Source organism: Promicromonospora sp. NPDC019610, assembly GCF_044389365.1.
Classification (GTDB): domain Bacteria; phylum Actinomycetota; class Actinomycetes; order Actinomycetales; family Cellulomonadaceae; genus Promicromonospora.
Genome location: NZ_JBIRXX010000004.1, coordinates 491257 through 513255 on the forward strand (window position 1 = coordinate 491257; position 21999 = coordinate 513255).

Annotated in this window: 22 protein-coding genes and 2 tRNA genes; 10 read left to right on the forward strand and 14 right to left on the reverse strand. The window is 71.0% G+C overall.

Features of this window, described 5'->3' with window-relative positions:
* Nucleotides 1–38: 38 nt before the first annotated feature.
* From ACH45N_RS27130 to ACH45N_RS27155, 6 genes are all read right to left on the reverse strand, one after another.
* On the reverse strand, nt 39–452 hold the full coding sequence (locus ACH45N_RS27130) for a hypothetical protein (RefSeq protein ID WP_397399267.1): 414 nt from the start codon (nt 450–452) through the stop codon (nt 39–41).
* Nucleotides 453–747: 295 nt separating this feature from the next.
* Nucleotides 748–1563, reverse strand: a complete 816-nt coding sequence (locus tag ACH45N_RS27135; RefSeq protein WP_397399269.1) for an HAD family hydrolase — start codon at nt 1561–1563, stop codon at nt 748–750.
* A 46-nt stretch (nt 1564–1609) separates the two neighbouring features.
* The gene (locus tag ACH45N_RS27140; RefSeq protein WP_397399271.1) at nt 1610–2506 is read right to left on the reverse strand and encodes a DUF5753 domain-containing protein; all 897 of its coding nucleotides are present in this window, start codon (nt 2504–2506) and stop codon (nt 1610–1612) included.
* Nucleotides 2478–3005: a DUF6879 family protein gene (locus ACH45N_RS27145; RefSeq protein ID WP_397399512.1), complete on the reverse strand. Its 528-nt coding sequence runs from the start codon at nt 3003–3005 to the stop codon at nt 2478–2480. The genes ACH45N_RS27140 and ACH45N_RS27145 overlap by 29 nt, the downstream gene beginning before the upstream one ends.
* Nucleotides 3002–3238 (reverse strand): hypothetical protein, encoded by a 237-nt coding sequence (locus ACH45N_RS27150; protein WP_397399273.1) that lies wholly within the window; start codon nt 3236–3238, stop codon nt 3002–3004. Before ACH45N_RS27150 ends, ACH45N_RS27145 begins: the two co-directional genes overlap by 4 nt.
* Nucleotides 3239–3397: 159 nt before the next feature.
* Nucleotides 3398–3474 (reverse strand) — tRNA-Ile (locus ACH45N_RS27155).
* 158 nt (nt 3475–3632) lie between these two features.
* On the opposite strand from ACH45N_RS27155, the gene ACH45N_RS27160 reads away from it, so the two are divergent.
* The 5 genes from ACH45N_RS27160 to ACH45N_RS27180 all read left to right on the forward strand — a co-directional run bounded on the left by ACH45N_RS27160 (nt 3633) and on the right by ACH45N_RS27180 (nt 9301).
* Nucleotides 3633–5231 (forward strand): MFS transporter, encoded by a 1599-nt coding sequence (locus ACH45N_RS27160; RefSeq protein WP_397399275.1) that lies wholly within the window; start codon nt 3633–3635, stop codon nt 5229–5231.
* Nucleotides 5232–5348: 117 nt separating this feature from the next.
* Entirely contained in the window at nt 5349–6587 is a 1239-nt protein-coding gene (locus ACH45N_RS27165; RefSeq protein WP_397399277.1) for an RtcB family protein, read from the forward strand.
* A gap of 117 nt (nt 6588–6704) precedes the next feature.
* Entirely contained in the window at nt 6705–7274 is a 570-nt protein-coding gene (locus ACH45N_RS27170; protein WP_397399279.1) for a potassium channel family protein, read from the forward strand.
* 72 nt (nt 7275–7346) lie between these two features.
* Nucleotides 7347–8336: a DUF5819 family protein gene (locus tag ACH45N_RS27175; protein ID WP_397399281.1), complete on the forward strand. Its 990-nt coding sequence runs from the start codon at nt 7347–7349 to the stop codon at nt 8334–8336.
* Nucleotides 8333–9301 carry an HTTM domain-containing protein gene (locus ACH45N_RS27180; RefSeq protein ID WP_397399283.1) on the forward strand — a complete coding sequence of 323 codons (969 nt, stop codon included), beginning with the start codon at nt 8333–8335 and terminating at the stop codon, nt 9299–9301. The genes ACH45N_RS27175 and ACH45N_RS27180 overlap by 4 nt, the downstream gene beginning before the upstream one ends.
* A gap of 103 nt (nt 9302–9404) precedes the next feature.
* On the opposite strand, the gene ACH45N_RS27185 is transcribed toward ACH45N_RS27180, so the two are convergent.
* From ACH45N_RS27185 to ACH45N_RS27215, 7 genes are all read right to left on the reverse strand, one after another.
* The gene (locus ACH45N_RS27185; RefSeq protein ID WP_397399285.1) at nt 9405–9902 is read right to left on the reverse strand and encodes a DUF3145 domain-containing protein; all 498 of its coding nucleotides are present in this window, start codon (nt 9900–9902) and stop codon (nt 9405–9407) included.
* A gap of 277 nt (nt 9903–10179) precedes the next feature.
* Nucleotides 10180–10665, reverse strand: a complete 486-nt coding sequence (gene def, locus ACH45N_RS27190) for a peptide deformylase (protein ID WP_397399287.1) — start codon at nt 10663–10665, stop codon at nt 10180–10182.
* 102 nt (nt 10666–10767) lie between these two features.
* A complete protein-coding gene (fabF, locus tag ACH45N_RS27195; protein WP_397399289.1) occupies nt 10768–12012 on the reverse strand; it encodes a beta-ketoacyl-ACP synthase II in 1245 nt (414 codons plus the stop codon).
* Between the two features lie 129 nt (nt 12013–12141).
* Nucleotides 12142–12390 (reverse strand): acyl carrier protein, encoded by a 249-nt coding sequence (locus ACH45N_RS27200; RefSeq protein ID WP_020014121.1) that lies wholly within the window; start codon nt 12388–12390, stop codon nt 12142–12144.
* Between the two features lie 126 nt (nt 12391–12516).
* Complete coding sequence (locus tag ACH45N_RS27205) at nt 12517–13518, reverse strand: beta-ketoacyl-ACP synthase III (RefSeq protein WP_397399291.1); 1002 nt, start codon at nt 13516–13518, stop codon at nt 12517–12519.
* The gene (locus ACH45N_RS27210; protein ID WP_397399293.1) at nt 13515–14501 is read right to left on the reverse strand and encodes an ACP S-malonyltransferase; all 987 of its coding nucleotides are present in this window, start codon (nt 14499–14501) and stop codon (nt 13515–13517) included. Before ACH45N_RS27210 ends, ACH45N_RS27205 begins: the two co-directional genes overlap by 4 nt.
* 129 nt (nt 14502–14630) lie before the next feature.
* Nucleotides 14631–15764, reverse strand: a complete 1134-nt coding sequence (locus ACH45N_RS27215; protein ID WP_397399514.1) for a PucR family transcriptional regulator — start codon at nt 15762–15764, stop codon at nt 14631–14633.
* Nucleotides 15765–16130: 366 nt separating this feature from the next.
* On the opposite strand from ACH45N_RS27215, the gene ACH45N_RS27220 reads away from it, so the two are divergent.
* Entirely contained in the window at nt 16131–16709 is a 579-nt protein-coding gene (locus ACH45N_RS27220; RefSeq protein WP_397399295.1) for a hypothetical protein, read from the forward strand.
* A 136-nt stretch (nt 16710–16845) separates the two neighbouring features.
* On the opposite strand, the gene aceE is transcribed toward ACH45N_RS27220, so the two are convergent.
* Nucleotides 16846–19611, reverse strand: a complete 2766-nt coding sequence (aceE, locus tag ACH45N_RS27225) for a pyruvate dehydrogenase (acetyl-transferring), homodimeric type (protein ID WP_397399297.1) — start codon at nt 19609–19611, stop codon at nt 16846–16848.
* A gap of 434 nt (nt 19612–20045) precedes the next feature.
* On the opposite strand from aceE, the gene ACH45N_RS27230 reads away from it, so the two are divergent.
* The 4 genes from ACH45N_RS27230 to ACH45N_RS27245 all read left to right on the forward strand — a co-directional run bounded on the left by ACH45N_RS27230 (nt 20046) and on the right by ACH45N_RS27245 (nt 21951).
* Nucleotides 20046–20453 (forward strand): DUF3052 domain-containing protein, encoded by a 408-nt coding sequence (locus ACH45N_RS27230; RefSeq protein WP_397399299.1) that lies wholly within the window; start codon nt 20046–20048, stop codon nt 20451–20453.
* Between the two features lie 6 nt (nt 20454–20459).
* Nucleotides 20460–20948 carry a peroxiredoxin gene (locus ACH45N_RS27235; RefSeq protein ID WP_397399301.1) on the forward strand — a complete coding sequence of 163 codons (489 nt, stop codon included), beginning with the start codon at nt 20460–20462 and terminating at the stop codon, nt 20946–20948.
* A 103-nt stretch (nt 20949–21051) separates the two neighbouring features.
* Nucleotides 21052–21125, forward strand: a tRNA-Val gene (locus ACH45N_RS27240).
* 232 nt (nt 21126–21357) lie between these two features.
* Nucleotides 21358–21951 (forward strand): PadR family transcriptional regulator, encoded by a 594-nt coding sequence (locus tag ACH45N_RS27245; protein ID WP_397399303.1) that lies wholly within the window; start codon nt 21358–21360, stop codon nt 21949–21951.
* Nucleotides 21952–21999 lie beyond the last annotated feature (48 nt).

The following is a 21999-nucleotide window of genomic DNA, read 5'->3' on the forward strand; positions in this document are numbered from 1 at the left end:
GGCCATGTCGCTGCTCCCGGCTCCGAGGTGCCGCGCCATCAGTATCGACCGGCTCGCTCCTTGCGCGACGCCCGGGGCTTCGTGATCTCGTTGCCCTCTCCGTCGCGCAGCACCTTCCTGCCGTCCTGGTACAGGCCCACCAGGCCGAGCAACCCGAAGAACACGGCGGGCAGCCACAGCAGGAGCCACCAACCACCCGGCACGGCCCACCAGCCGAAGGCGACGGCGAGGGCGAGGAAGAAGACCGCCAGGCCCACTCCGAACGGATCGCGTCTTGCCCGGCTCGCCTTGTCGGTCGACGCCGCGAGCCGCCGAATCCTGGTGTCGATCGACTCCTGCAGGACTGCCCGCATGGTCGACTCCTCGTGCAGGTTGGCGAGGATCCGCTGGTCCTGCTCGACCTCGTCGCGCACGTGGGTGCTCCGCGCCCGCTTCAGCCAGAGAGCAACCACACCGAGCAGCGAGGTCGCCGCCGTTCCGATGAGTTCCCAGGGTATCGATGACGCCGCTTCGGTCTCCACGGTCAGAAAGTATGACCGCAGTTTCACTCCTCCAGGTACATCGCACCGGCTCTCCGCCGGGCAGGCAGCAGGCGACAGATGCAGGGCGGCCAGAATCGGCATGGCATTGGGTCTGGTTCCGGCTGCAGTGGCACCTACCCGACGCCGTCGTGCTCGTCGAGGTGCTCGACCGCGGCGCGACATCCATGGCGGGTGGCCGCACGTCTCCGGCGTCCGTCGGCGGGCCTCAGCTCAGCAGTGACCACAGGGCGCTCGCAGCGCCGTCGTCGTCGAGGCTGCCGGTGCTTCGGTTGGCGGCCCCGGCGACGAACGGGGAGGCGTGGCCCATCGCGATGCCGTCCGCTGCCCACTGCAGCATCTCGACGTCGTTCTCGCCGTCGCCGAGCGCAGTTGTGTTGTGGCTCTCGACGCCGAGCTGCTCGCGGACCTTCTCCAGTGCCGTGGCCTTGCTGACGCCGGGTGCCGTGACGTCGATCCAGTCGAGCCGGGTGGCGATCGCGGTGAAGCCGTAGGCGACCAGCGCGGGCACGATCCGGTGCGCGTCCAGGCCGTGGAACGCGACGCGCGGCGTTGGGTTGGCAGCGACCTCCGTCAGTGGCCGAACGTACTGCGGGCCATTGAGCAAGCCCGCGGGGAACCGCCGGCTGACGCGCCAGCCGGCGCCAGTGATCTCGGCTGCGACCAGCAGGGCCGGTGACTGCCCGAGCGCCACGCGAATGGCGGTCTCGGCGTTCACGTCGTGCTGCTCGACGAGCTCGTACCGATCGCGGTGCAGGCGCGCCGTGATCGCCCCGTTGCTCGCGACAATCCACGTGTCGTCGAGGCCGAGTTGCACCCCGACCGGCACGGCCCCGATCAGCGACCGACCCGTCGCAAGCACCAGGAGGTGTCCAGCATGTAGGACGGCGTTCACCGCGTGGCGCACGTTGGGCGTAGCCGGCTCGCCGGTGCGCAACAGGGTCCCGTCGATGTCGCTCGCCACAAGGCGGCGGCCTGTTGGGGTGGCGGCGCGCGGCGCCGAGCTCTCGGGCATGGTCTCCATGCCCGTGGAGATTATTGACATGCAACCGGGCCAGCGAGGAAGTTTCTCAGAATTTCTCCGGTTTGACGGCCGGGTGGTCTGGGAGCCGTTCGCCGACCGCGTCCGCGGCCTTCGCGATCAGGGTCCGGGCCCGCCGGTCATAGACCGCGTCGAGCGCGAGGGTGTCGAAGATCTTCGTGTACAGCTCGACCTCGGCCTGCTGCGAGAGGTTCAGCTCGGCACCGAATGTCTCGACCACGACCAGGTCGTCGTCATAGACCCAGAACCCGTGTGCCGGCGCGATCGCCACCTGTCGATCGATCGGGATCACACCCAGGCGCACGTTCGGCAGCATCGCGATCGTCACGAGCCGATCGAGCTGCCCCAGCAGCACCTCCGGCGAGCTGAGCGCGTAGTGCAGCACCGGCTCCGTGATCACGACGTGGAAGACCCGGCCGCGCTCGTACAGGACCTCCTGTCGGCGCAGGCGCTCACTGACGGCGTCCTCGATCGGCACGCGGCGCCCGAACACCCGGGCGCTCTGTGCGAGCCGACTGCGGGCGTAGTCAGCGGTCTGCAGGAGCCCGGGGACAAAGGTCGACTCGAACATGCGGAAGACCTTGGTCCCGGACTCGCGGCGGCCGGCCGCCTGCTGCACCTGGACCTGGCCGCCACGCAGCAGCCGCTGCAGCTCGGCGTACCGCGTGACGAGTGTGTGCAGCTGGGCGAGCACGCTGTCGGTCTCGTCGCCGGCGTCGACGGCGCGGGTCCAGGCCCGCACGTCCGCGTCCGAGGGCGTCTGCTGTCCGTTCTCCAGCTTGGAGATCTTCGAGGGGGGCCACGACAGCGCTACGGCGAGCTGCCGGCCCGAGAGACCAGCAGCTCGCCGCAGTGCACGCAGCCGGGCGCCCAGCTCATTGCGGGCGTCCCGGACGTCAGCGCTGTTGACTGTGCTTCGTGGCAAATTCGTCTCTCGTGGTGGAGGCGTGCACCGCGGCGTCACGCCAGTAGTTGTGCTCGACCACCACGGCCGGGTCGTCGATGAGCTCGAAGCCGACGAACTCGTCGTCGTCCGCGAAGTGCATCTTGGCCACGAGCCGAGAGTCGAACAACCAGTAGTCGTAGTCGGGCAGGGTGCCGGCGTCGGCCCGGTCGAGATAGCGGATGTCGTCGCCCTCAGCGTTCGAGCGGGCCGCGATCTGGATCGCCCACTCGCTGTAGGGCGTCAGCGGGACGGAGACCACTCGGACGCGGTGGAACCTCTTGCCCTCGCGCTGCCAGGTGGCGAGCTGCTCGAACCAGCCGGCCCGCCACCGCTGATCCAGGTCTCCGTCACGCAGCCAGCGCCCGAGTGGCTCCTGCTCGGCCGGCGAGTTGTAGTCGTCTCGAAGCTCCAGGCGGAAAGCACTGTGCTCGAAGGTCTGGAACAGCTCGCCCCACGACGAGTCGCTCGCCGGGGTCAGGACACGCCTCCCTGCTCCTGGCGGTGCTTGATCGCCATGTCAATGATCTCGACCGGGATCTCGACGATCGTCTCGTGCGCCGGGATCTCGCCGACGCCGGCCAAGGCTTCCGAGTCGGTGACCCGCCACCCCTGCACGAGGTACGAGGTGCGGTCCTGCCGGTCGGTGGCGAACAGGGTCGGCGAGTTGGTGTCGCTCGATTCCGGGTCCTTGCCAAGGAACTGCACGCGCATGACGGTCTCCCTCGCTAGAAATCAGGTGAAACAGCCAGGCCATCGTGGGTGGCCTTGTCTGAGTGCGTCAAGGGGTGCCTGTGATCGGGCTCTGCGCGGCCCCCGCGCCATTCGGGATCTGGCTGACCGTCAGAACTCGGCCAGAACCCGGTTCAGAACTGGTGCCCCGTACAGGACTTGAACCTGTGACCGAGAGATTATGAGTCTCCTGCTCTGACCAGCTGAGCTAACGGGGCGTGCGGCACAAGCCGCGCAAGGATCCTACTGCCTCGGGCAGTCGGTGCAGGTGAGGACCCACGCGGCGGGACGGCGTCCGCCTCGGTACGCTCGGACGTGAGCGACGGGCGGCACGGCCGGGGGCTGCCGACCCGCCCCGTGAGCCAAGGACGGCCACATGGGTACCGAACCGGGCGAAGGCGCAGCGGCCGTGACCGCGCGGAGCCGCCGGCTGATGCTGCTGCTCTCCGCGGCGATGTTCGTGCTGGTGGTCGACACCTCGCTGATGAACGTGTCGATCTCCGCCGTCATCCGGGACCTGGACACCACGGCCGGGGGAGTGCAGTCCGCGATCGCGCTCGAAGCGCTGGTCTCCGCCGCGTTCATCCTGATCAACAGCAAGGTCGGCGACCTGATCGGGCGCAGGCGCGCGTACGTCCTGGGGTTGCTGGCGTACGCGACCGGGGCCCTCGCCATGACGCTCGCGCAGAGCCTCACGGCCATCGTCGTGTTCTGGGCGATCATCGGCGGGCTCGGCGCCTCGCTGCTCCTGCCCGCGATGCAGTCGCTGATCCACGGCAACTTCGAGGGCCCGGCCCAGAAGCAGGCGTACGCGATGGTGGGCGCGGCAGCCGCGATCGCCGCCGCCGTCGGCCCGCTGCTCGGCGGGTTCGTCACCACCTACCTGTCGTGGCGGGTCGGGTTCGGGCTGGAAGCACTGATCATCGCCGTCGTCCTGAGCCAGATCCGGCTGGTGCGCGACGTCCCGTACACCGGCTCCCGCCAGGTCGACGTCGTCGGCGCGGTCCTGTCCGTCATCGGCATGGGCGGCGTGGTGCTCGGCATCCTGGTCTGGCAGGAGGGCGGCGAGCTGGTCGGCGTGCTCATCCTGGTGGGGCTCGTGGCGCTGGTCGCGCTCGCCCGCTGGCTCGTGCGCCGCGAGCGCGAGCACCGGGTCCCGCTGCTCGACCCCGACCTGTTCCGCCACCCCACGTTCACCACCGGCGTCACCGGGCAGATGCTCCAGCAGGTCACGCTGGGCGGCGCCATGATCGCCCTGCCGCTGTTCCTGCAGATGACCCTGGAGTACAACGCCCTCCAGGCGGGCCTCGCCCTGACCCCGCTCTCGCTCACGATGTTCGCCGCGGCGCTCGTGGCGGGCCGCCGGGGCGGCGACCGGCGTCCGGCCGCGATCATCCGCACCGGCTTCCTGCTGGCCTGCGTCGGGATCGCGATCATCATCCCGTTCGTCCCGCGCGTCGACAGCGGCTGGTACCTCGTGCTCCCGCTCGCGATCACGGGCTGCGGGCTCGGCCTGCTGGTCTCGCAGCTCAACAACTACACCCTCGCCCCGGTCGAGGAGGAACGCGTCAGCGAGGCCGCAGGCGTCAACTCGGCCGCCGGGTCCTTCGGGCTCTCCTTCGGGCTCGCCATGTCGGGCGGCATCCTGCTCGCCGCCCTCGCCCTCGGCTTCAACCAGCTCACCGCGGACAGCCCCGTCATCCCGGAGGCCGAGCAGCAGCAGATCGCCGCCGCGCTCGAGACCGACGCCGAGGTCATGAGCAACACCGCGCTCGCCGAGCAGATCACCGGACAACCGCCCGACGTCGAGGCCGCGGTGCTCGCCATCAACGACGAGGCCCGCAACCGCTCCCTCCAGGTCGCCCTGCTCGTCCCGCTGCTCGCGAGCCTCGTCGGGCTCGGCAACTCCTTCCGCATGCTGCGGCTGCCCGACCACAAGCCGTCGTCCTCGCTCGACGGGACCGACCTCGGCTGAACCCGGTCCGGCGCCTGTCCCGGCCGGCCCCCGGCACGCGGTAAATGTCCTGGCGCACGCCCGACGTCCGCCCGTAGGTTCTGCGAGCCACACCCCCAACACGACTGGAGCACTCCCATGTCCTCGAACTTCCCGGTCGCCCTCTCGGGCGCCCGGGCCCGGACCCTCATGTGGGCGCACGAGCACGACGTCGACCACGCGGCGCTGAACCAGCTCCGCAACATCTCCGCCCTGCCCTGGGTGGAGGGCGTCCGCGTGATGCCCGACGTCCACCTCGGCAAGGGCGCGACCGTCGGCTCCGTCATCGCCATGCGCGACGCCGTGTCGCCCAACGCCGTCGGCGTCGACATCGGCTGCGGCATGATCGGCGTCCGCACCTCGCTCACCGCCAGTGACCTGCCCGACGACCTCTCCCGCCTCCGCAAGCGGATCGAGGCCACCATCCCGGTCGGGTTCCACGCGCACGACGAGCAGGTCGACCTGCGCCGGCTGCGGCCCGTCAAGGGGTCCGGGGGCCAGGAGCGGCTGCGCGGCGAGCAGATGTTCTGGGACCGGTTCGAGACCCTCCACCCCAAGGTCCGGCAGCTCGAGACCCGGGCGCGCAAGCAGCTCGGCTCCCTCGGCGGCGGCAACCACTTCGTCGAGGTGTGCCTGGACCAGGACGACCAGGTCTGGCTCCAGCTCCACTCCGGCTCCCGCAACATCGGCAAGGAGCTCGCCGAGCACCACGTCCGCATCGCCAAGGATCTGGAGCACAACAAGGGCCTCGTCGACCGCGAGCTCGCCGTTTTCCTCTCCGGCACACCCCAGATGGACGCGTACCTCAACGACCTCTGGTGGGCGCAGGAGTACGCCGCCCGCTCGCGGGCGGTCATGATGGCGCTCGCGGTCCAGGCGGTCCGGGAGGAGTTCGCGGAGCTGCCCGACGGCGGCCGGGAGCTCACCTTCGACGAGGGCGTGAACGTGCACCACAACTACGTGGCGCGCGAGCAGATCGACGGCGCCGAGCTGATCGTCACCCGCAAGGGCGCGATCCGGGCGGGTCGGGGCGACCTGGGTCTCATCCCCGGCTCGATGGGCACGGGCTCCTACGTGGTGCGCGGCCTCGGCAACCCGGAGTCGTACTGGTCGGCGTCGCACGGCGCGGGCCGGCGGATGTCGCGGACCAGGGCCAAGAAGGAGTTCACCCTGGACGACCTCGCGGCGCAGACCGCGGGCGTCGAGTGCCGCAAGGACCAGGGGGTGCTGGACGAGATCCCCGGCGCCTACAAGGACCTCGACGCGGTGATAGCGGCCCAGTCCGACCTCGTCGAGGTCGTGGCACGGCTGCGGACGGTGCTCTGCGTCAAGGGCTGAGGCCGTTCTGGTCGAACGGCGTCGGCGGCGGCCGTCGCGATCCCGGGAACCCGGGTCGCGGTGGCCGCCTTCCGCGTCCGGGGCCACAGTGGATTCCAGGTGCGGGAGGTGACCGACGTGGACGAACGTGAACCGCAGCAGGACGGCGGTGTCGCCGAGAACCACGACGTGCGCTCCCTGCCCCGGCGGCGGCGCCGCACCCTCATCACCCTCGGCCTCCTGCGGGCGTTCGCGACGTCGGCCCTGCTGGTGGCGCTCTACTACGTGCTGCCGCTCGACCGGTTCTCGGTGCCGTCGCTGGCACTGGTCCTGGCCGTCGGCCTCGCGGGGCTCGCCGCGATGTCGTACTGGGAGATCCGCGCGATCGTCCGGTCCCGGTTCCCGGGCATGCGCGCGGTCCAGGCCCTCGCGACGCTGGTCCCGTTCTTCCTGCTCCTGTTCGCGTCCACCTACTTCACGCTGAGCAAGCGCGAGCCGACGACGTTCAGCGAGACCCTCAGCCGGACCGACGCCCTGTACTTCACGATCTCGACGTTCGCGACGGTCGGCTTCGGCGACATCGTGGCGCAGACGGACGCCGTGCGGCTGCTCGTCTCCGGGCAGATCCTGCTGGACCTGGCCATCCTCGGCCTGGGCATCCGGGTGGTCCTCGGGGCCGTGCAGCGGGGGCGGTCGGGCGGAGGCTGACCGGCTCCGGGCGCCGCGACCGGGACGAACCGGACTGGAACCGCGAGCCGTGCCTCTGGCACCCTGTGCGCGGTGAGCACCACCCCGGGCGAGACCCTCGCCCACCCCCGCCCGGCAGCGCAGCCGGAGGCCCCGCCCGTCCCGGCGCGGGTCCGCGGGCTCGTGATCGTGGTGTGGCTGGTGCTGCTCGCGCACCTCGCCGCCACCTTCGTCTGGGCGGCCCCGGGCTACCTGACGGGGCGGGCCGACGGCGGGTCCGCGAGCGGCGGGACGTCGACGGGTGTGCCCTCGACGGGGGTGCACGCCGCGCTGGACGGCTACATGACGCCGGTCTTCGCGCAGAACTGGTCCGTCTTCGCGCCCGCGCCCCTGCACGTCGAGTACTCCCTGCGGGTGCGGGGTGTGTACACGAGCGGGCCGGACGGCGACCTCGTGCCCGGGCCCTGGGTCGACGCCACGGCCGTCGAGGTCCGCGCGCTGACCTGGCACGTGCTCCCGGCGGCGACCGAGCGGCCCTCGCGCCGGCTGGCCGCCGAGCTGTACGGCGCCTACCTGGCGCTGCCGGTGCGGGGGCGCGCGGTGCTGCTGGTCTCGCCGGTTCAACGATCTGCCGGATCGGACGGCGCGGGTGCTGGTGGCGCCGGGACCGTCGGCGGCGGCTCGGGTGACCCCGGCCCCTGGCCCGACCTGCGCTCCTCCCTGCTCGACGCCGGAGGAACGCCCGACGTCGTCGACGACTACCTCGGCCTGGACCGCGCCGCTGCCGCGTACGCGACGCAGGTGCTGCGGGCCTCCGGCGACCTGGCGAAGCCCGAGCGGGGCCCGGGCGTCCCCGCCGGCAGCGCCGCCGATCTCGTGTACGTGCAGGTGAGCGTGCTGCGCCAGGCCGTCGCACCGCAGGGGAGCGGCGAGCGTCCCGCGGCGAGCGAGCTTCCGCTCGGCGCCCGCCCGCCCGTCGTCGTGCCCGGGCAGGACGACGCCGCGTTCCGTACGACCTGGGACGCGGTCCGCGGCGCCGCGGATCTCGCCGACCGCGCTGATGGCGGCGAGCGCACCCCGTGACCCGTCTGCTCGACGCCGGCGTGCGCTGGATGACCGACCGCGCCCACGCGACCTACGGCGTCGCGCTGATGCGCATCGTGCTGGGGCTGGGCGTCGCCGGGTACGTCGCGGTGAACTTCCCGGCGCGACAGTCGCTGTGGGGCACCGCCGCCCGCTGGACGACGTCGCTCGGCGGGCACGCCCTGACCAGCGGCACGCTGCTCACCGCCGGCTGTGCGGCGCTGCTCCTGGTCGCGGTGCTGGTGACCGTGGGCTGGCACGCCCGCTGGACCGTGCCGCTGCTGCTGCTCGGCTGGTCGGGTCTGAGCGTGATCAACCCGCTGATCGCCGACCAGGGCGACAACATCGCCCGGATCCTGCTGGTCTACCTCTGCTTCGCGGACACGTCGGCGCGCTGGTCCCTGGATGCCCGACGGAGGGAGCGCCGCGCGGACAGCGCGCGATCAGCCCCGGTGGCGCCGCCGTCGTCGGCCCCGAAACCGGGCCAGGAACCGGGCCAGGAGCCGGGCAGCGAACCGAACCGGACGCAGGTGCGCAACCTGCTGCACAACGCCGCCGTGCTGGCCGTGGGCGCGCAGATCTGCCTGGTGTACGTGCTGTCGGGGCTGTTCAAGCTCCAGGGGGAGCAGTGGCGCGACGGCTCCGCGGTCTACTACCCGCTGTCGCTGCCACAGTTCCGGCCGTGGCCCCCGCTGGCCGACCTCATCGCGAGCAACGCCTGGCTCGTGGCCGCCGTGACATGGGGGACACTCGCGCTGCAGCTCACGTTCCCGCTCCTGCTGCTGCAACGCCACACGCGGATGACCGCCGTCGGCGGCGCGCTGCTCATGCACGCCGGCATCGCCGTCGTCATGGGCCTGCCGTTCTTCTCGCTCTTCATGATGGCGGGCGACTGCCTGTTCCTCCCCGCCCCCAACCGACACCCCGCCCGCCGACACCCCGCTCGCCCCGCGATACGGCGTTGACCACAGCAGTTGCTGCCAGGCTGGTGGGCCTTCTGGCAGCAACTGCTGTGGTCAACACCTGGCGCGGAGCGCAGGAGGACCCAGCGCAGCGGAACGGGCCCGGTCAGCCCACCTGGTGGAGCCAGCGGACCGGTGCGCCCAGGCCGGCGTAGCGGAACGGCTCGAGCTCGTCGTCCCAGGCGGCGCCCAGGGCGAGGTCGAGGGCGTCCCGCATGGCGCGCGGGTCGGCGAGCTCCAGCGCGGCGCGGACCCGGTCCTCGGGCACCACGACGCTTCCGTGCACGTCGGTCATGGCGTGGAAGATGCCGAGGTCCGGGGTGTGGGACCAGCGGGCGCCGTCGGCGCCGTTGCTCGGGTCCTCGGTCACCTCGTACCGCAGGTGGGACCACCCGCGCAGGGCGGACGCCAGCTTGGCGCCCGTGCCCTGCGGACCCTGCCACGAGTACTCGGCGCGGTACAGGCCGCGCCCAGCAGGCTGCGCGGTCCAGTCCATGGAAACGCGCACGCCAAGGACGTTCCCCGCGGCCCACTCGATGTGGGGGCACAGGGCACGAGGTGCGGAATGCACGAAAAGCACACCCCGCGTGATGACACCGGCCATGTCTTCCTCCCTGGATCGAGGTACGTCTTCCCCTACGTCCTCACCAGGGCGGTGACGCTGTGGTCGGCTGCACAGCGGTGCTTCGGACCACATCCTGCCCGATCCATCGGAGACATGCGAGGCGAAACGACGCGCATGTCGCCGAAAGAATCACTTCGTACGACGAGTTCGTGCGGCACATTCTTGCCTAAAAGGACGTACCACCACTAGAGCCCGGACGAATCTCCTGATGATTCATCCCACATGCGTGTTTTGTACGAAATGAAGCGGAAGTCCCTCAGAGGCGCGCGCGAAGCTCCCGCATCGCGGCCCGCCGGGTCTCCTTCTGGAGCCGGTCCAGATAGACCATGCCGTCGAGGTGGTCGGTCTCGTGCTGGAGGCAGCGCGCCATGATCCCGGTGCCCTCGACCGTGATCGGCTGGCCGTCCAGGTCGATGCCCTCGACCCGCGCGTAGTTGGCGCGCACGGTGGGGTACCAGAGCCCGGGAACGGACAGGCAGCCCTCGCCGCCGTCCTGCAGCTCCTCGCCCAGCTCGACGATGCGCGGGTTGATCACGTAGCCGATCTCGCCCTCGATGTTCCACGAGAACGCGCGCAGCGAGACACCGATCTGGTTGGCGGCCAGGCCGGCGCGCCCCTCGTCGTCCACGGTCTCGACCAGGTCGGCGATCAGCCCGCGTACGCGGTCGTCGATCGTCGTCACGGTGTCGCACGGGGTGCGCAGCACGGGGTCGGGAACCAGTCGGATCTCACGCATTGCCATGCGCACATTCTCCCATGTCAGGCGTCGGCACACCCCGGACATGTCAGACGCTCAGGTCACCGGGGTGACCTGAGCGTCTGACACGGGGCCGACGGTGTCGGCTCAGGCGTTCTGGATCACCAGGGCGACGTTGTGCCCGCCGAACCCGAAGGAGTTGTTGATCGCGGCGATGTCGCCGCCCGGCAGCTTGGCCGGCTCGTTGCGCACGAGCGGAACCTGCAGCTCGGGGTCGGGGTTCTCCACGTTGATCGTGGGCGGGGCGAGCCGCTCCGCGACCGCCTTGATCGCGAACACGGACTCGATGGCACCGGCGCCGCCCAGCAGGTGGCCGGTCATCGACTTGGTCGCCGAGAGCTGCACGTGGTCGGCGTCCGACCCGAAGAGCTTGCGGATCGAGGCGGTCTCGGTGAGGTCGCCCACCTTGGTGGAGGTGGCGTGCGCGTTGACGTGCACGACGTCGGACGCCGTCACGCCGGCGTCCTCCATGGCGAAGCGCATGGCGGTCACCTGGCCCGTGCCCTCGGGGTCGGGGGAGGTGATGTGGTACGCGTCGGACGAGAGGCCCACGCCGCCGACCTTGGCGTACACGCGGGCGCCGCGGGCGGCGGCGTGCTCCGCGCTCTCCAGCACCAGCACGGCCGCGCCCTCGCCGAGCACGAAACCGTCGCGGTCGACGTCGTAGGGGCGGGAGGCGTGCTCCGGGTCGTCGTTGCGCAGCGAGAGCGTGCGCGAGGCCGCGAACGCGCCCAGCGGCATCGGGTGGATCGAGGCCTCGGTGCCGCCGGCGACGACGACGTCGGCGCGGCCGGAGCGGATCATCTCCACGGCATAGCCCACGGCCTCGGCGCCCGAGGCGCAGGCCGAGACCAGCGCGTGCGTGCCGGCGCGGGCGCCGAGCTCGAGCGACACGTAGGCCGACGGCGAGTTCGGCATGAGCATGGGGACGGTCATGGGCAGCATGCGCCGGGCGCCGCGCTCACGCAGCGTGTCCCAGCCGTCCAGGATGGTCTGGATGCCGCCGATGCCGGACGAGACCACGGCGCCGAGCCGCTCGCCCGGGACCTCGGGGCTGCCCGCGTCGGCCCAGGCCTCGCGGGTCGCGACGATCGCGTACTGCGCGGACGGGTCCATGCGCTTGGTCTCGGGGCGCGACAGGACTTCGGCCGGGTCCACCTTGATGGTGGCGGCGAAGGTCACGGGGATCCCGTACTTCTCGGCCCAGTCGTTCTCCAGGGTGCGCGCACCGGACACGCCGGCGAGCGCGGCCTCCCACGTGGAGGCCACGTCACCGCCGATCGGGGTGGTGGCGCCGAGGCCCGTGACGACGACTTCGCGTGCGGAGGTCATGATGATGCTCCCGAGGGTGGTGGGACGAGGGGGCAGGTGCTCGGTGTGCTGCCTGTGGGCAGCGGGTGCCCGACGGCGGCGCGGGCCGGTGGATCTCAGCCGGCCGCGCCGCCGCCGTCGGGGGGCGGCTCAGTCCTGGGCGCCCTTGATGAAGCTCACGGCGTCGCCGACGGTCGCGAGGTTCTTGACCTCCTCGTCCGGGATGCGAACCCCGAACTTGTCCTCGGCGTGCGTGACGATGGTCATCATCGACAGGGAGTCGATGTCGAGGTCGTCCGTGAAGGACTTCTCGAGCAGGACGTCGGCCGTGTCGAGGCCCGTCTCCTCGGCGACGATCTCGGCGAGGCCCTCGAGGATCTCCTGGTCCGTGTTGGCCATGGGACTTCCTATCTTTCGTTAACGGTCACCGGCGCCGTCGGGCACCGGAGTCTTGCTGGTCAGATCTTGGCGCATCCTGCGACCTGAATGCACAACGGGCCCTTCTGCGACCCGGCTGCACCCTGCCTACGGCAGCACCACGACCTGTGCGGCGTAGACGAGGCCTGCGCCGAAGCCGATCTGGAGGGCGAGATCGCCGGACTTCGCCTGTCCCTCGGACAGCAGCCGCTCGGCGGCCAGCGGGATCGACGCCGCGGACGTGTTGCCGGTCTCGGCGATGTCCCGCGCGATCACCACGCTGTCGGGCAGACCGAGCTGCTTCTTCATCTGGTCGATGATCCGCATGTTGGCCTGGTGCGGGATGAAGACCTGGATGTCCTCGGCCGTCACGCCTGCCTCGGCCATGGCCTTCTCGGCGATGGGGGCCATCTGGAAGCCCGCCCACTTGAACACCGTGGGGCCGTCCTGGCGCAGGGTCGGCCAGCCGAGCGACGGGTCCTCGCGCAGCTCGGTCCACGAGTGCGTCTGGCGGATCGCGGTGGCCTTGGAGCCGTCCGAGCCCCACACGGTCGGGCCGATGCCGGGCGTGTCCGACGGGCCGACGATCGCAGCGCCCGCGCCGTCGCCCAGCAGGAACGAGATGGAGCGGTCGGTCGGGTCGATGATCTCGCTGAGCTTCTCGGCGCCGATCACGAGCACGTGCCGGGCGAGGCCGGCCCGGACCAGGGCGTCCGCCTGGCCGATGCCGTACGCGTAGCCGGCGCAGGCCGCCGACACGTCGTAGGCCGCCGCGGGCGTCGCGCCGATGCGGTCCGCGAGGATCGCGGCGGCCGACGGCGTCATGTGCATGTGCGTGATCGTCGACAGGATGATCGCGTCGATGTCCGCGCCGACCAGGCCCGCGGCCTCCAGCGCCTTCCTCGACGCGGCCTCGGCCAGGTCGAGCACGTCCTTGTCGGCGCCTGCCCGACGGCGCGTGATGATGCCGGTGCGCTGGCGGATCCACTCGTCCGAGGAGTCGATGGGGCCCGCGATGTCGTCGTTCGTCACGACGAGCTCGCCACGCTCCGCGCCGATCGCGAGGATCTTCGAGAACTGCGTGGGCTGGGCCTGCTGCAGGGTGGTCACTGGGCTGCTCCGGTCGCGCTCGTGCCGCTGGAAAGGGCGTTGCTGTGTGCCGCGATCAGCTCGCGGGCCGCGTCGAGGTCGGCGGGCGACTTGACCGCCACCGTCTCGACACCCTTGAGGCCGCGCTTGGCCAGACCCGTGAGGACGCCGCCGGGGGCGAGCTCCAGCAGGCCCGTGACGCCGCGCTCGGCGAGGCTCGTCATGATCAGGTCCCAGCGCACCGGGGCCGTGACCTGGCCCGCGATGTTGCGCAGCACGTCGGCGCCGGTGCCGTGACCGTGGGCGCCGCCCGTGTAGGCGGTCCCGTCCAGGTCGGCGAGGAAGGGCAGCGTCGGGTCGGCGGCGTCCCAGCCGAGGGCCACGGGCTCGAACTCCGCGCGCGCCGCGTCCATGAACGGCGTGTGGAACGCGCCGGCGACCTGCAGCGGGATCACGCGGGCGCGGGTCGGCGGGTTCTCGGCCAGCTTGGCGAGATCCTCCAGGGCGCCCGCGGCGACCGTCTGGCCGGCGCCGTTCACGTTGGCGGGCCACAGGCCCGCGGCCTCGATCGCGGCGAGCACCTCGTCCGGGTCGCCGCCCACGACGGCGCTCATGCCCGACGGCGCCGCCGCCGCGGCCGTGGCCATCGCCCGGGCGCGGCGCGCGACCAGGCCGGCCGCGCCGTCGTCGGTCAGGGCGCCCGCCACCGCGGCGGCCGACAGCTCGCCGACCGAGTGGCCGGCGGTGACGTCGACGACGTCCGCGGCGGCACGGCCGTCCAGCAGGGCGCGCAGCGCGAGCAGGGAGGTGGTGACGATCAGCGGCTGGGCCACGGCGGTGTCGCGGATCGTGTCCGCGTCCGACGTCGTCCCGTGCGCGACGAGGTCCAGTCCTGCGGCCTCGGAGGCTGCCGCGAGGCGTTGTTCGGTGCCGGGCAGCTCGAGCCAGTCGCTGAGCATCCCGGGGGTCTGAGAGCCCTGTCCAGGGCAGACGACGGCGAGCACGCGTCCACTCTGCCAACCCGAGCCGCTCCCGGGACGTCGCGACCTGTACCAACCTGGTCGGGGGCCCTTGTCGGGAACCTACAAGGCGCTCATGTCGGGCGCAGGTTAGTGACGTACGTCTCGGCGGGCTCAGCCCCGGCCGAGCTGCCCCAGGGCCAGCGCCACCTGCAGCACGAACGACTCGCGGGCGTCGAGCGGGTCCCAGCCGGTGATCTCGGAGACCTTGCGCAGGCGGTAGCGCACCGTGTTGGGGTGAACGTACAGATGGCGGGCGGCGGCCTCCAGCGAGCGACCCGTGCCGAGGTAGGCCGAGAGGGTCTCCAGCACGGCGCCGCCGGCGTCCTGCAGCGGGGTGAATGCCTGGGCGATGAGCGTGGCGCGGGCCGTGTAGTCGCCGGTCAGCACACGCTCGGGCAGCAGGTCGTCCGCCATGACCGGCCGGGGCGCCTGCGGCCACGCCGGCGCGGCCGTGAGGCCGGCGAGCGCGGAGCGGGCCGAGCGCGGGGCGTCGGTCAGGCTGGGCACCTGCGTGCCGATCACCACGGGGCCGGTGCCGAACCGCGACATCAGCGACGTCGCGGCGGCGACGAGGTCGCCCTCGCCGCCGAGCACGAGCACGAGCCGGTCGCCGTGGATCCCGACCAGGGCGTCGCCCGCGGCGCGGCGGGCCACGCGGCGGATCTCGGCGGTGCGGATCTCGTCGAGCTCCTCGGTGGCGAGCCCCACGACCACGAGCGCGTTGCCCCGGCCGCTCCAGCCGAGCGCGGAGATGCGGGAGCGCAGCGAGTCGTCGCCGTCGCCCCGCACCAGGGCGTCGACCACGAGGGCCTCCAGCCGGGCGTCCCAGGCGCCGCGCCACTCGGCGGCGCGGGCGTAGACCTCGGCCGCCGAGAACGCGACCTCGCGGGAGTAGCGCAGCACGGCCTCGCGCAGGTCGCGCTCGCCGCCGGGAGCGGCGATCCGGTCGGAGTGCGTCTCGACGACGTCGACCACCACACGCACGAGCTGCAGCGTGTGCTGGAGCGAGATGGAGCGGGTCAGCTCGGTGGGCGCCGCGGCGAAGATCTCGCTGACGCCGTGCGGCGGCCGGTCGGGGTCGGTGAACCAGGAGGTGAACGCGTTGATGCCGGCCTGGGCCACGAGGCCCACGTACGACCGGTCCTCGGCGGGCAGGTCGCGGTACCAGTTCAGGTCCTCGTCGAGGCGGCGCATCGCCGCCGCCGTGAGCACGCCGCTCGCCTCGCGGACGCGCTGGAGGTTCATCGGGAAGCCGGCGGGGTCCAGACCGGCGTCGGGCTCGGGGGCGCCCTCAGGGCCGACCCCGGGTGCCAGACCGGCGTCCTGGTCGGCGCTGCGGTCGGCCGCCTGCCCGGCCTCCCGGTCGGTCTTCTGGGCGCTGCCTCGAGCGGCCCGTCGCGTTGCTGGCACCCCGGCAGCATACGAGCCTGCGTTGTGGGGAGTCCACAAACGGACTTTCGCGACAGTGCTACCCCAGTGAGTGCGGGTGAGAAACTGTAGGGTCGAGGCATGGCCCTGATGCACCGGCTCCGTCGCCTCATCCGTCGGCCCTTGTCTGCGTCCACGGTCGGGGCCCGCCGGCCGTCACCGTCGGCACCCCGGCGTGGGGACGTGGGACACGAGGACGCGCTACGAGCGCAGCTGACCGACGATCCCAACAACGAGGAGGCGTTCGCCGCCCTGGCGGAGATCGTCCGCCGGCGGGCCGCCGAGGACCCGACGCTGGAGGACCCGCTGCGGGACTCCGACGAGATACCGGAGTCGAAGCAGCGCGAGGCCGACCTGGCGGTCTGGTCCCTCGCCGAGGAGCTGGCCGGGCACCCGCGGGGCTGGTACCCCCTGATCGAGCTGGGCCGGCTGTCGCTGGCCGACGACCCGGAGGGCGCCGTCCGCCGGTTCATCACCGCCGCCGAGCGGGACCCGGACGGCAACGCGCTGGCCGAGGGCCTGGCGATCCTGCGCGCCAACGGGATGCCCGTCGAGGCCCTGGGCCTGGGCGTGGGGCACTGGCGGGTGCGGGAGCACTCGCCCGCCGTCGGCAAGCACCTCGTGCTGGCGGCGCTGGAGGCCGACCGGGTGTTCGAGGCGAAGCAGCACCTGCGCGCCCTGGACCTGCACCCGGACGCCAAGACGGTCAAGCCGCTGCAGGCGGAGCTGGCGAAGGCGATCGCGGACGCCGAGAAGGGGTAGCGGGCCGGTCGGCGCGGAACGGCCGCGGGACGGGCGCGCCGGGCACGCGACGGCCGCGCCGGGCACGCGCCGAACGGAAAGAGCTGCGGCGCACCGGTGAACCGGTGCGCCGCAGCTCGTGCCTGCTACCCGAGGGTCAGCTCTCGCCGCCCGCGTTGCCGGACGTGCCGGCGTTGACGTCGAGCAGGCTGTACTTCTCGACGGCCTTGCTCACGACGTCGGCCGGGACCTCACCGCGCCGGGCAAGGACCTGCAGCGTACGGACCACCATCGACGGGCCGTCGATGAGGAAGTAGCGCCGAGCGGCCGCGCGGGTGTCGGAGAAGCCGAAGCCGTCCGCACCGAGCACCGCGTAGTCGCCGGGCACCCACGCGCGGATCTGGTCGGGGACCAGGTGGTCGTAGTCGCTGGTGGCGACGAACGGCCCCTGGGCGCCGGACAGCTTCTCCGTGACGTACGGGGTGCGCAGCGGCGCCGACGGGTCGACGAGGGCGTCGTGCTCCGCCGCGAGGGCGTCGCGACGCAGCTCGTTCCAGCTGGTCACCGACCAGACGTCGGCCGAGACGCCCCAGTCCTCCTTGAGGAGCTGCTGCGCCTCAAGGGCCCACGGCACACCCACGCCGGAGGCGAGGAGCTGGGCCTTGGGGCCTTCGGCGTCGGAGACGGAGATGCGGTGAATGCCGCGCTTGATGCCCTCGACGTCGACGTCCTCCGGCTCGGCCGGCTGGACCATCGGCTCGTTGTACACCGTGAGGTAGTACATGACGTCCTGCGCGCGCCCGTCGGGCGTGTGGCCGTTCTCACCCGGGCCGTACATGCGCTCGATGCCGTCGCGCACGATGTGCCGGATCTCGTACCCGTAGGCCGGGTCGTACTGCACGATCGCGGTGTTGGTGCCGGCGATGAGCGGGCTGTGGCCGTCGGCGTGCTGCAGGCCCTCGCCGGTCAGCGTGGTGCGGCCCGCGGTGGCGCCGATGATGAAGCCGCGCGTGAGCTGGTCACCGGCCGCCCAGAACTGGTCGCCCGTGCGCTGGAACCCGAACATCGAGTAGAAGATGTAGACCGGGATCATGGGCTCGCCGTGCGTGGCGTACGACGTGCCGACCGACTGGAACGCGGCTGCGGAACCGGCCTCGTTGATGCCGGTGTGCATGATCTGGCCGGACTCGGACTCCTTGTAGCTCAGCATGAGCTCGCGGTCCACGGCGAGGTAGTTCTGGCCGAGCGTGTTGAAGATCTTGGCGCTCGGGAAGATCGAGTCCAGACCGAACGTCCGGGCCTCGTCCGGGATGATCGGCACGATGCGGTTGCCGAAGTCCTTGGCCTTGAAGAGGTCCTTGAGCAGCCGCACGAACGCCATGGTCGTGGCGACCTGCTGCGTGCCGGAGCCCTTCTTCAGCAGCTCGTAGGACTTGTCCTCGGGCAGCGTCAGGGTGGTCCTCGCCGTCGTCCGGCGCTCCGGGACGAAGCCACCGAGCTGACGCCGGCGCTCCAGCATGTACTGGATCTCCGGCGCGTCGGGGCCCGGGTGGTAGTACGGCGGCAGGTACGGGTCGGCCTCGAGCTCGGCGTCCGAGATCGGGATGCGCAGGGAGTCGCGCAGCGTCTTGAGGTCGTCGCCCTTGAGCTTCTTCATCTGGTGCGTCGCGTTGCGGCCGGCGAAGCCGGCACCCAGGCCGTAGCCCTTGACGGTGTGCGCCAGGATGATGGTCGGCTGGCCCGTGTGCGCGCGCGCCGCCGAGTAGGCCGCGTACAGCTTGCGGTAGTCGTGGCCACCGCGCTTCATGTTCCAGATGTCCTCGTCCGTCATGTTCTCGACGAGGGCCTTGGTGCGCGGGTCGCGCCCGAAGAAGTGCTCGCGGATGAACGCGCCGGACTCCGCGCGGTACGTCTGGTAGTCACCGTCGGGGGTGACGTTCATCAGGTTGACCAGCGCGCGGTCCTTGTCGGCGTTGAGCAGGGCGTCCCACTCGCGGCCCCACACGACCTTGATGACGTTCCAGCCGGCGCCCTTGAACTGGGCCTCCAGCTCCTGGACGATCTTGCCGTTGCCGCGCACCGGCCCGTCGAGGCGCTGCAAGTTGCAGTTGACGACGAAGGTCAGGTTGTCCAGCTGCTGCTGCGCGGCGTGCTGGATCATGCCGCGGCTCTCCGGCTCGTCCATCTCGCCGTCGCCGAGGAACGCCCAGACGTCCTGCTGGCTGGTGTCCTTGATCCCGCGGTTGTGCAGGTACTTGTTGGTCCAGGCCTGGTAGATCGCCGACGCCGGGCCGAGACCCATGCTGACGGTCGGGAACTCCCAGAAGTCCTGCATGAGGCGCGGGTGCGGGTACGACGGCAGGCCGCCGCCCGCGTGCGACTTCTCCTGCCGGAACCCGTCGAGCTGCTCGGCCGTGAGGCGGCCCTCGAGGAACCCGCGGGCGTAGACGCCGGGGGAGGCGTGGCCCTGGAAGTAGATCTGGTCGCCGCCGCCCGGGTGGTCCTTGCCCCGGAAGAAGTGGTTCAGGCCCACCTCGTAGAGCGTCGCCACGGACGCGTACGAGGAGATGTGGCCGCCGACGCCGAGGCCCTCGCGCTGAGCACGCGTCACCATGACCGCCGCGTTCCAGCGGATCCACGAGCGGTAGCGACGTTCCATCGCCTCATCACCCGGGAAGTACGGCTCCTCGTGCACGCCGATGGTGTTCACGTAAGGCGTCGCCATCGACGCGGGGATGCTCACGTTCCGCTCCCGCGCGCGGCGCAGCAGGTTGAGCATGACGTATCTGGCGCGGGGTCCGCCCTTGTCGTCGATCAGCCCGTCGAAGGACTCGACCCATTCCTCGGTCTCGGCCGGGTCGATGTCAGGTACGGCGCTGAGCAGACCGTTGATCAGCGGTCCGGTCTCGTCAAACGAAGCCACCAGCAACCTCTCTCGGTGTCGCGCGGCGCGGTCGCGGTTCGCGCTCCTCGCCGCCTCGTCAGGACCCGTCGCGTCGGCAGCGTCGCCACAGCTGGGGTTGCGGCTGTGCACGCCCACGCACAGGTGGTCTATCTATTCTGTCCCCTCACAGCCTCCGTCCACACCATAGGGCGGTCAAGAGCGCGTGATCTGCGTTACGTCTGTGGCGGTTCGCACCAGTATTGATACCCGGTATCGCAATGTTGAGACTGAGTGCATGACCAGGGCGTTGCCGAGGTCTCATCGAATCATCGAAAAGACACCACACGTCCTGGTTGCGAGGCATGGCCGGGGTGCGTGCACTACCTTTGGCGACGGAGGGCCCGACGTAGGGCCGACAGAACAAGGACCGACCCGGCACCTGGTGCCGGACAGAGAGAGGAACGATCAACCAAGTGAGCACGGACACCCAGGGCGCGGGGCGCCTCGGCTTCGAGGCCGGCCAGGTCGTGCAGGAGTTCGGCTGGGGAGACGACGTCGACGAAGCGCTCCGCGCCGAGATCGAGAAGATCATCGGCAGCGAGCTGGAGGACGAGGACTTCGGTGACGTCACCGACGGCGTCATCCTCTGGTGGCGCGACGACGACGGCGACCTCACCGATGCACTGGTCGACGTGCAGACCGTCCTCGACGACGGCGGCCTGATCTGGATCTTCACGCCCAAGCCCGGTCGCGACGGCGAGGTCGGCCACGGCGACATCCAGGAGGCGGCCACCACCGCCGGCCTGCAGACCACGAGCACCTTCGCCATCGCGGACGACTGGTCGGCCACGAAGCTCGGCTACCGGGGCCGGGGCAAGTAGCCGGTCATGACCGAGCTCTCCGGCGTGCCGGCCGACGTGGTGGCGCTGAAGCCGGGTGACCCCGCACCCGACTTCACGCTCCCCGACACCCACGGCACCCCGACCACGCTGTCCGACCTGCGTGGCACCCCGGTGCTGGTGGTCTTCGTGCCGTTCGCCTTCTCCGGCACCTGCACCGGCGAGCTGTGCGAGCTGCGCGACAACATCGAGGACTTCGAGACCGCCGGCGTGCGGCTCTTCGTGATCTCGACCGACGCGGTGTTCACGCTCAAGGCGTGGCAGGCCGCGGAGGGCTACCAGTTCGACCTCCTGTCGGACTTCTGGCCGCACGGCGAGGTCGCCCAGGCTTACGGCGTGTTCGACGAGGGCTCGGGCATCGCCCTGCGCGGGTCGTTCCTGATCGACGCCGACGGGATCGTCCGCTGGACCGTGGTCAACCCGCGCGGGCAGGCGCGTGACCTGGAGGACTACCGCCGGGCGGTCGAGGAGATCTGACCCTGCCCTGGTTCGCGCCGGGTCGAAAATCTGGCCGGTTCTCGGGTGCCGGGCAGGTATTGTTGTCCGCTGCTGGTGATGTGCTGCCGAGGCAGTGCTGCCAGGGCTCGTAGCTCAGTTGGTTAGAGCGCCACGTTTACACCGTGGATGTCGGGGGTTCGAATCCCTCCGGGCCCACTCGCTGCAGAAATGCAGCCTGACCTGCGTCGACGCTTCCTCCACTTCTGGACAGCAGTAGACACTTCTGGACTCCTGTGGGCATTCGAATGCCCACCTCATGAGACGCGCCGCAACACGCGGACCAAGAAGCTCTCGACCAGGAGGGCACCCTAGTGTTGGTGGGAGTTGAGATGACCATGGCGGGCGCGCAAGCGGAGCGAGTCCGAGCAGGTTGAGCGGAGGTGGGCGTATGTCGGCGACGAAGCTCCTGGTACTCGGTATCGTGCACCTCTCCGGCGGCGCGCATGGCTACCAGGTGCGGTCCGAACTGCAGAGCTGGGGTGCGGATATCTGGGCCAAGATCAAGCCCGGCTCGATCTATCACGCGCTGAAGAAGGCGGCGGCTGATGGCCTCCTCACCGAGCACGCCGAGCCGGGCGACTCCGGGCCGGAGCGCGTTTTGTACCGCGCGACAGCTCGGGGACGTGACGAGATAGTCGAACTGGTCCGCGACGGTCTGCGGCGCACCCATGACCCCACCATGCTCGACGCGGCCATCGCCATGTTGCCCATGCTGACCAGGGCAGATGCCATCGCGCACGTTAACGAGCGGGTCGCGCGCCTGGAAGCGGAGCTCGTAGGGCAGGCCAAGGGGTGGGAGAACCCCAACCCCGACATTCCCGAACACGTCCGCGATCAGGCCGAACTGTGGGCGGGGCACGCACGCACCGAACTGGAGTGGGCGAAGACCCTGAGCAAACGACTGTCTGAGGGCGCCTACACCATGGCCGATGATCCGGGTTCGTGGCGAACGGTCCGCGATCCCCTCAAGATGCGCTCCTAATCAACCTTGATTAGTCGTTCCCTCCTCGTGTACGTTGGCCAGGTATTC

Excerpts from the sequence above, each read along its gene's own strand:
- ACH45N_RS27135 (WP_397399269.1), bottom strand. The coding sequence starts at position 1,563 with ATGGAGACCATGCCCGAGAGCTCGGCGCCGCGCGCCGCCACCCCAACA.
- ACH45N_RS27150 (WP_397399273.1), bottom strand. The coding sequence starts at position 3,238 with ATGCGCGTGCAGTTCCTTGGCAAGGACCCGGAATCGAGCGACACCAAC.
- ACH45N_RS27160 (WP_397399275.1), top strand. The coding sequence starts at position 3,633 with ATGGGTACCGAACCGGGCGAAGGCGCAGCGGCCGTGACCGCGCGGAGC.
- ACH45N_RS27165 (WP_397399277.1), top strand. The coding sequence starts at position 5,349 with ATGTCCTCGAACTTCCCGGTCGCCCTCTCGGGCGCCCGGGCCCGGACC.
- ACH45N_RS27185 (WP_397399285.1), bottom strand. The coding sequence starts at position 9,902 with ATGGCCGGTGTCATCACGCGGGGTGTGCTTTTCGTGCATTCCGCACCT.
- def (WP_397399287.1), bottom strand. The coding sequence starts at position 10,665 with ATGGCAATGCGTGAGATCCGACTGGTTCCCGACCCCGTGCTGCGCACC.
- fabF (WP_397399289.1), bottom strand. The coding sequence starts at position 12,012 with ATGACCTCCGCACGCGAAGTCGTCGTCACGGGCCTCGGCGCCACCACC.
- ACH45N_RS27200 (WP_020014121.1), bottom strand. The coding sequence starts at position 12,390 with ATGGCCAACACGGACCAGGAGATCCTCGAGGGCCTCGCCGAGATCGTC.
- ACH45N_RS27215 (WP_397399514.1), bottom strand. The coding sequence starts at position 15,764 with ATGAACCTCCAGCGCGTCCGCGAGGCGAGCGGCGTGCTCACGGCGGCG.
- ACH45N_RS27235 (WP_397399301.1), top strand. The coding sequence starts at position 20,460 with ATGACCGAGCTCTCCGGCGTGCCGGCCGACGTGGTGGCGCTGAAGCCG.
- ACH45N_RS27245 (WP_397399303.1), top strand. The coding sequence starts at position 21,358 with ATGTCGGCGACGAAGCTCCTGGTACTCGGTATCGTGCACCTCTCCGGC.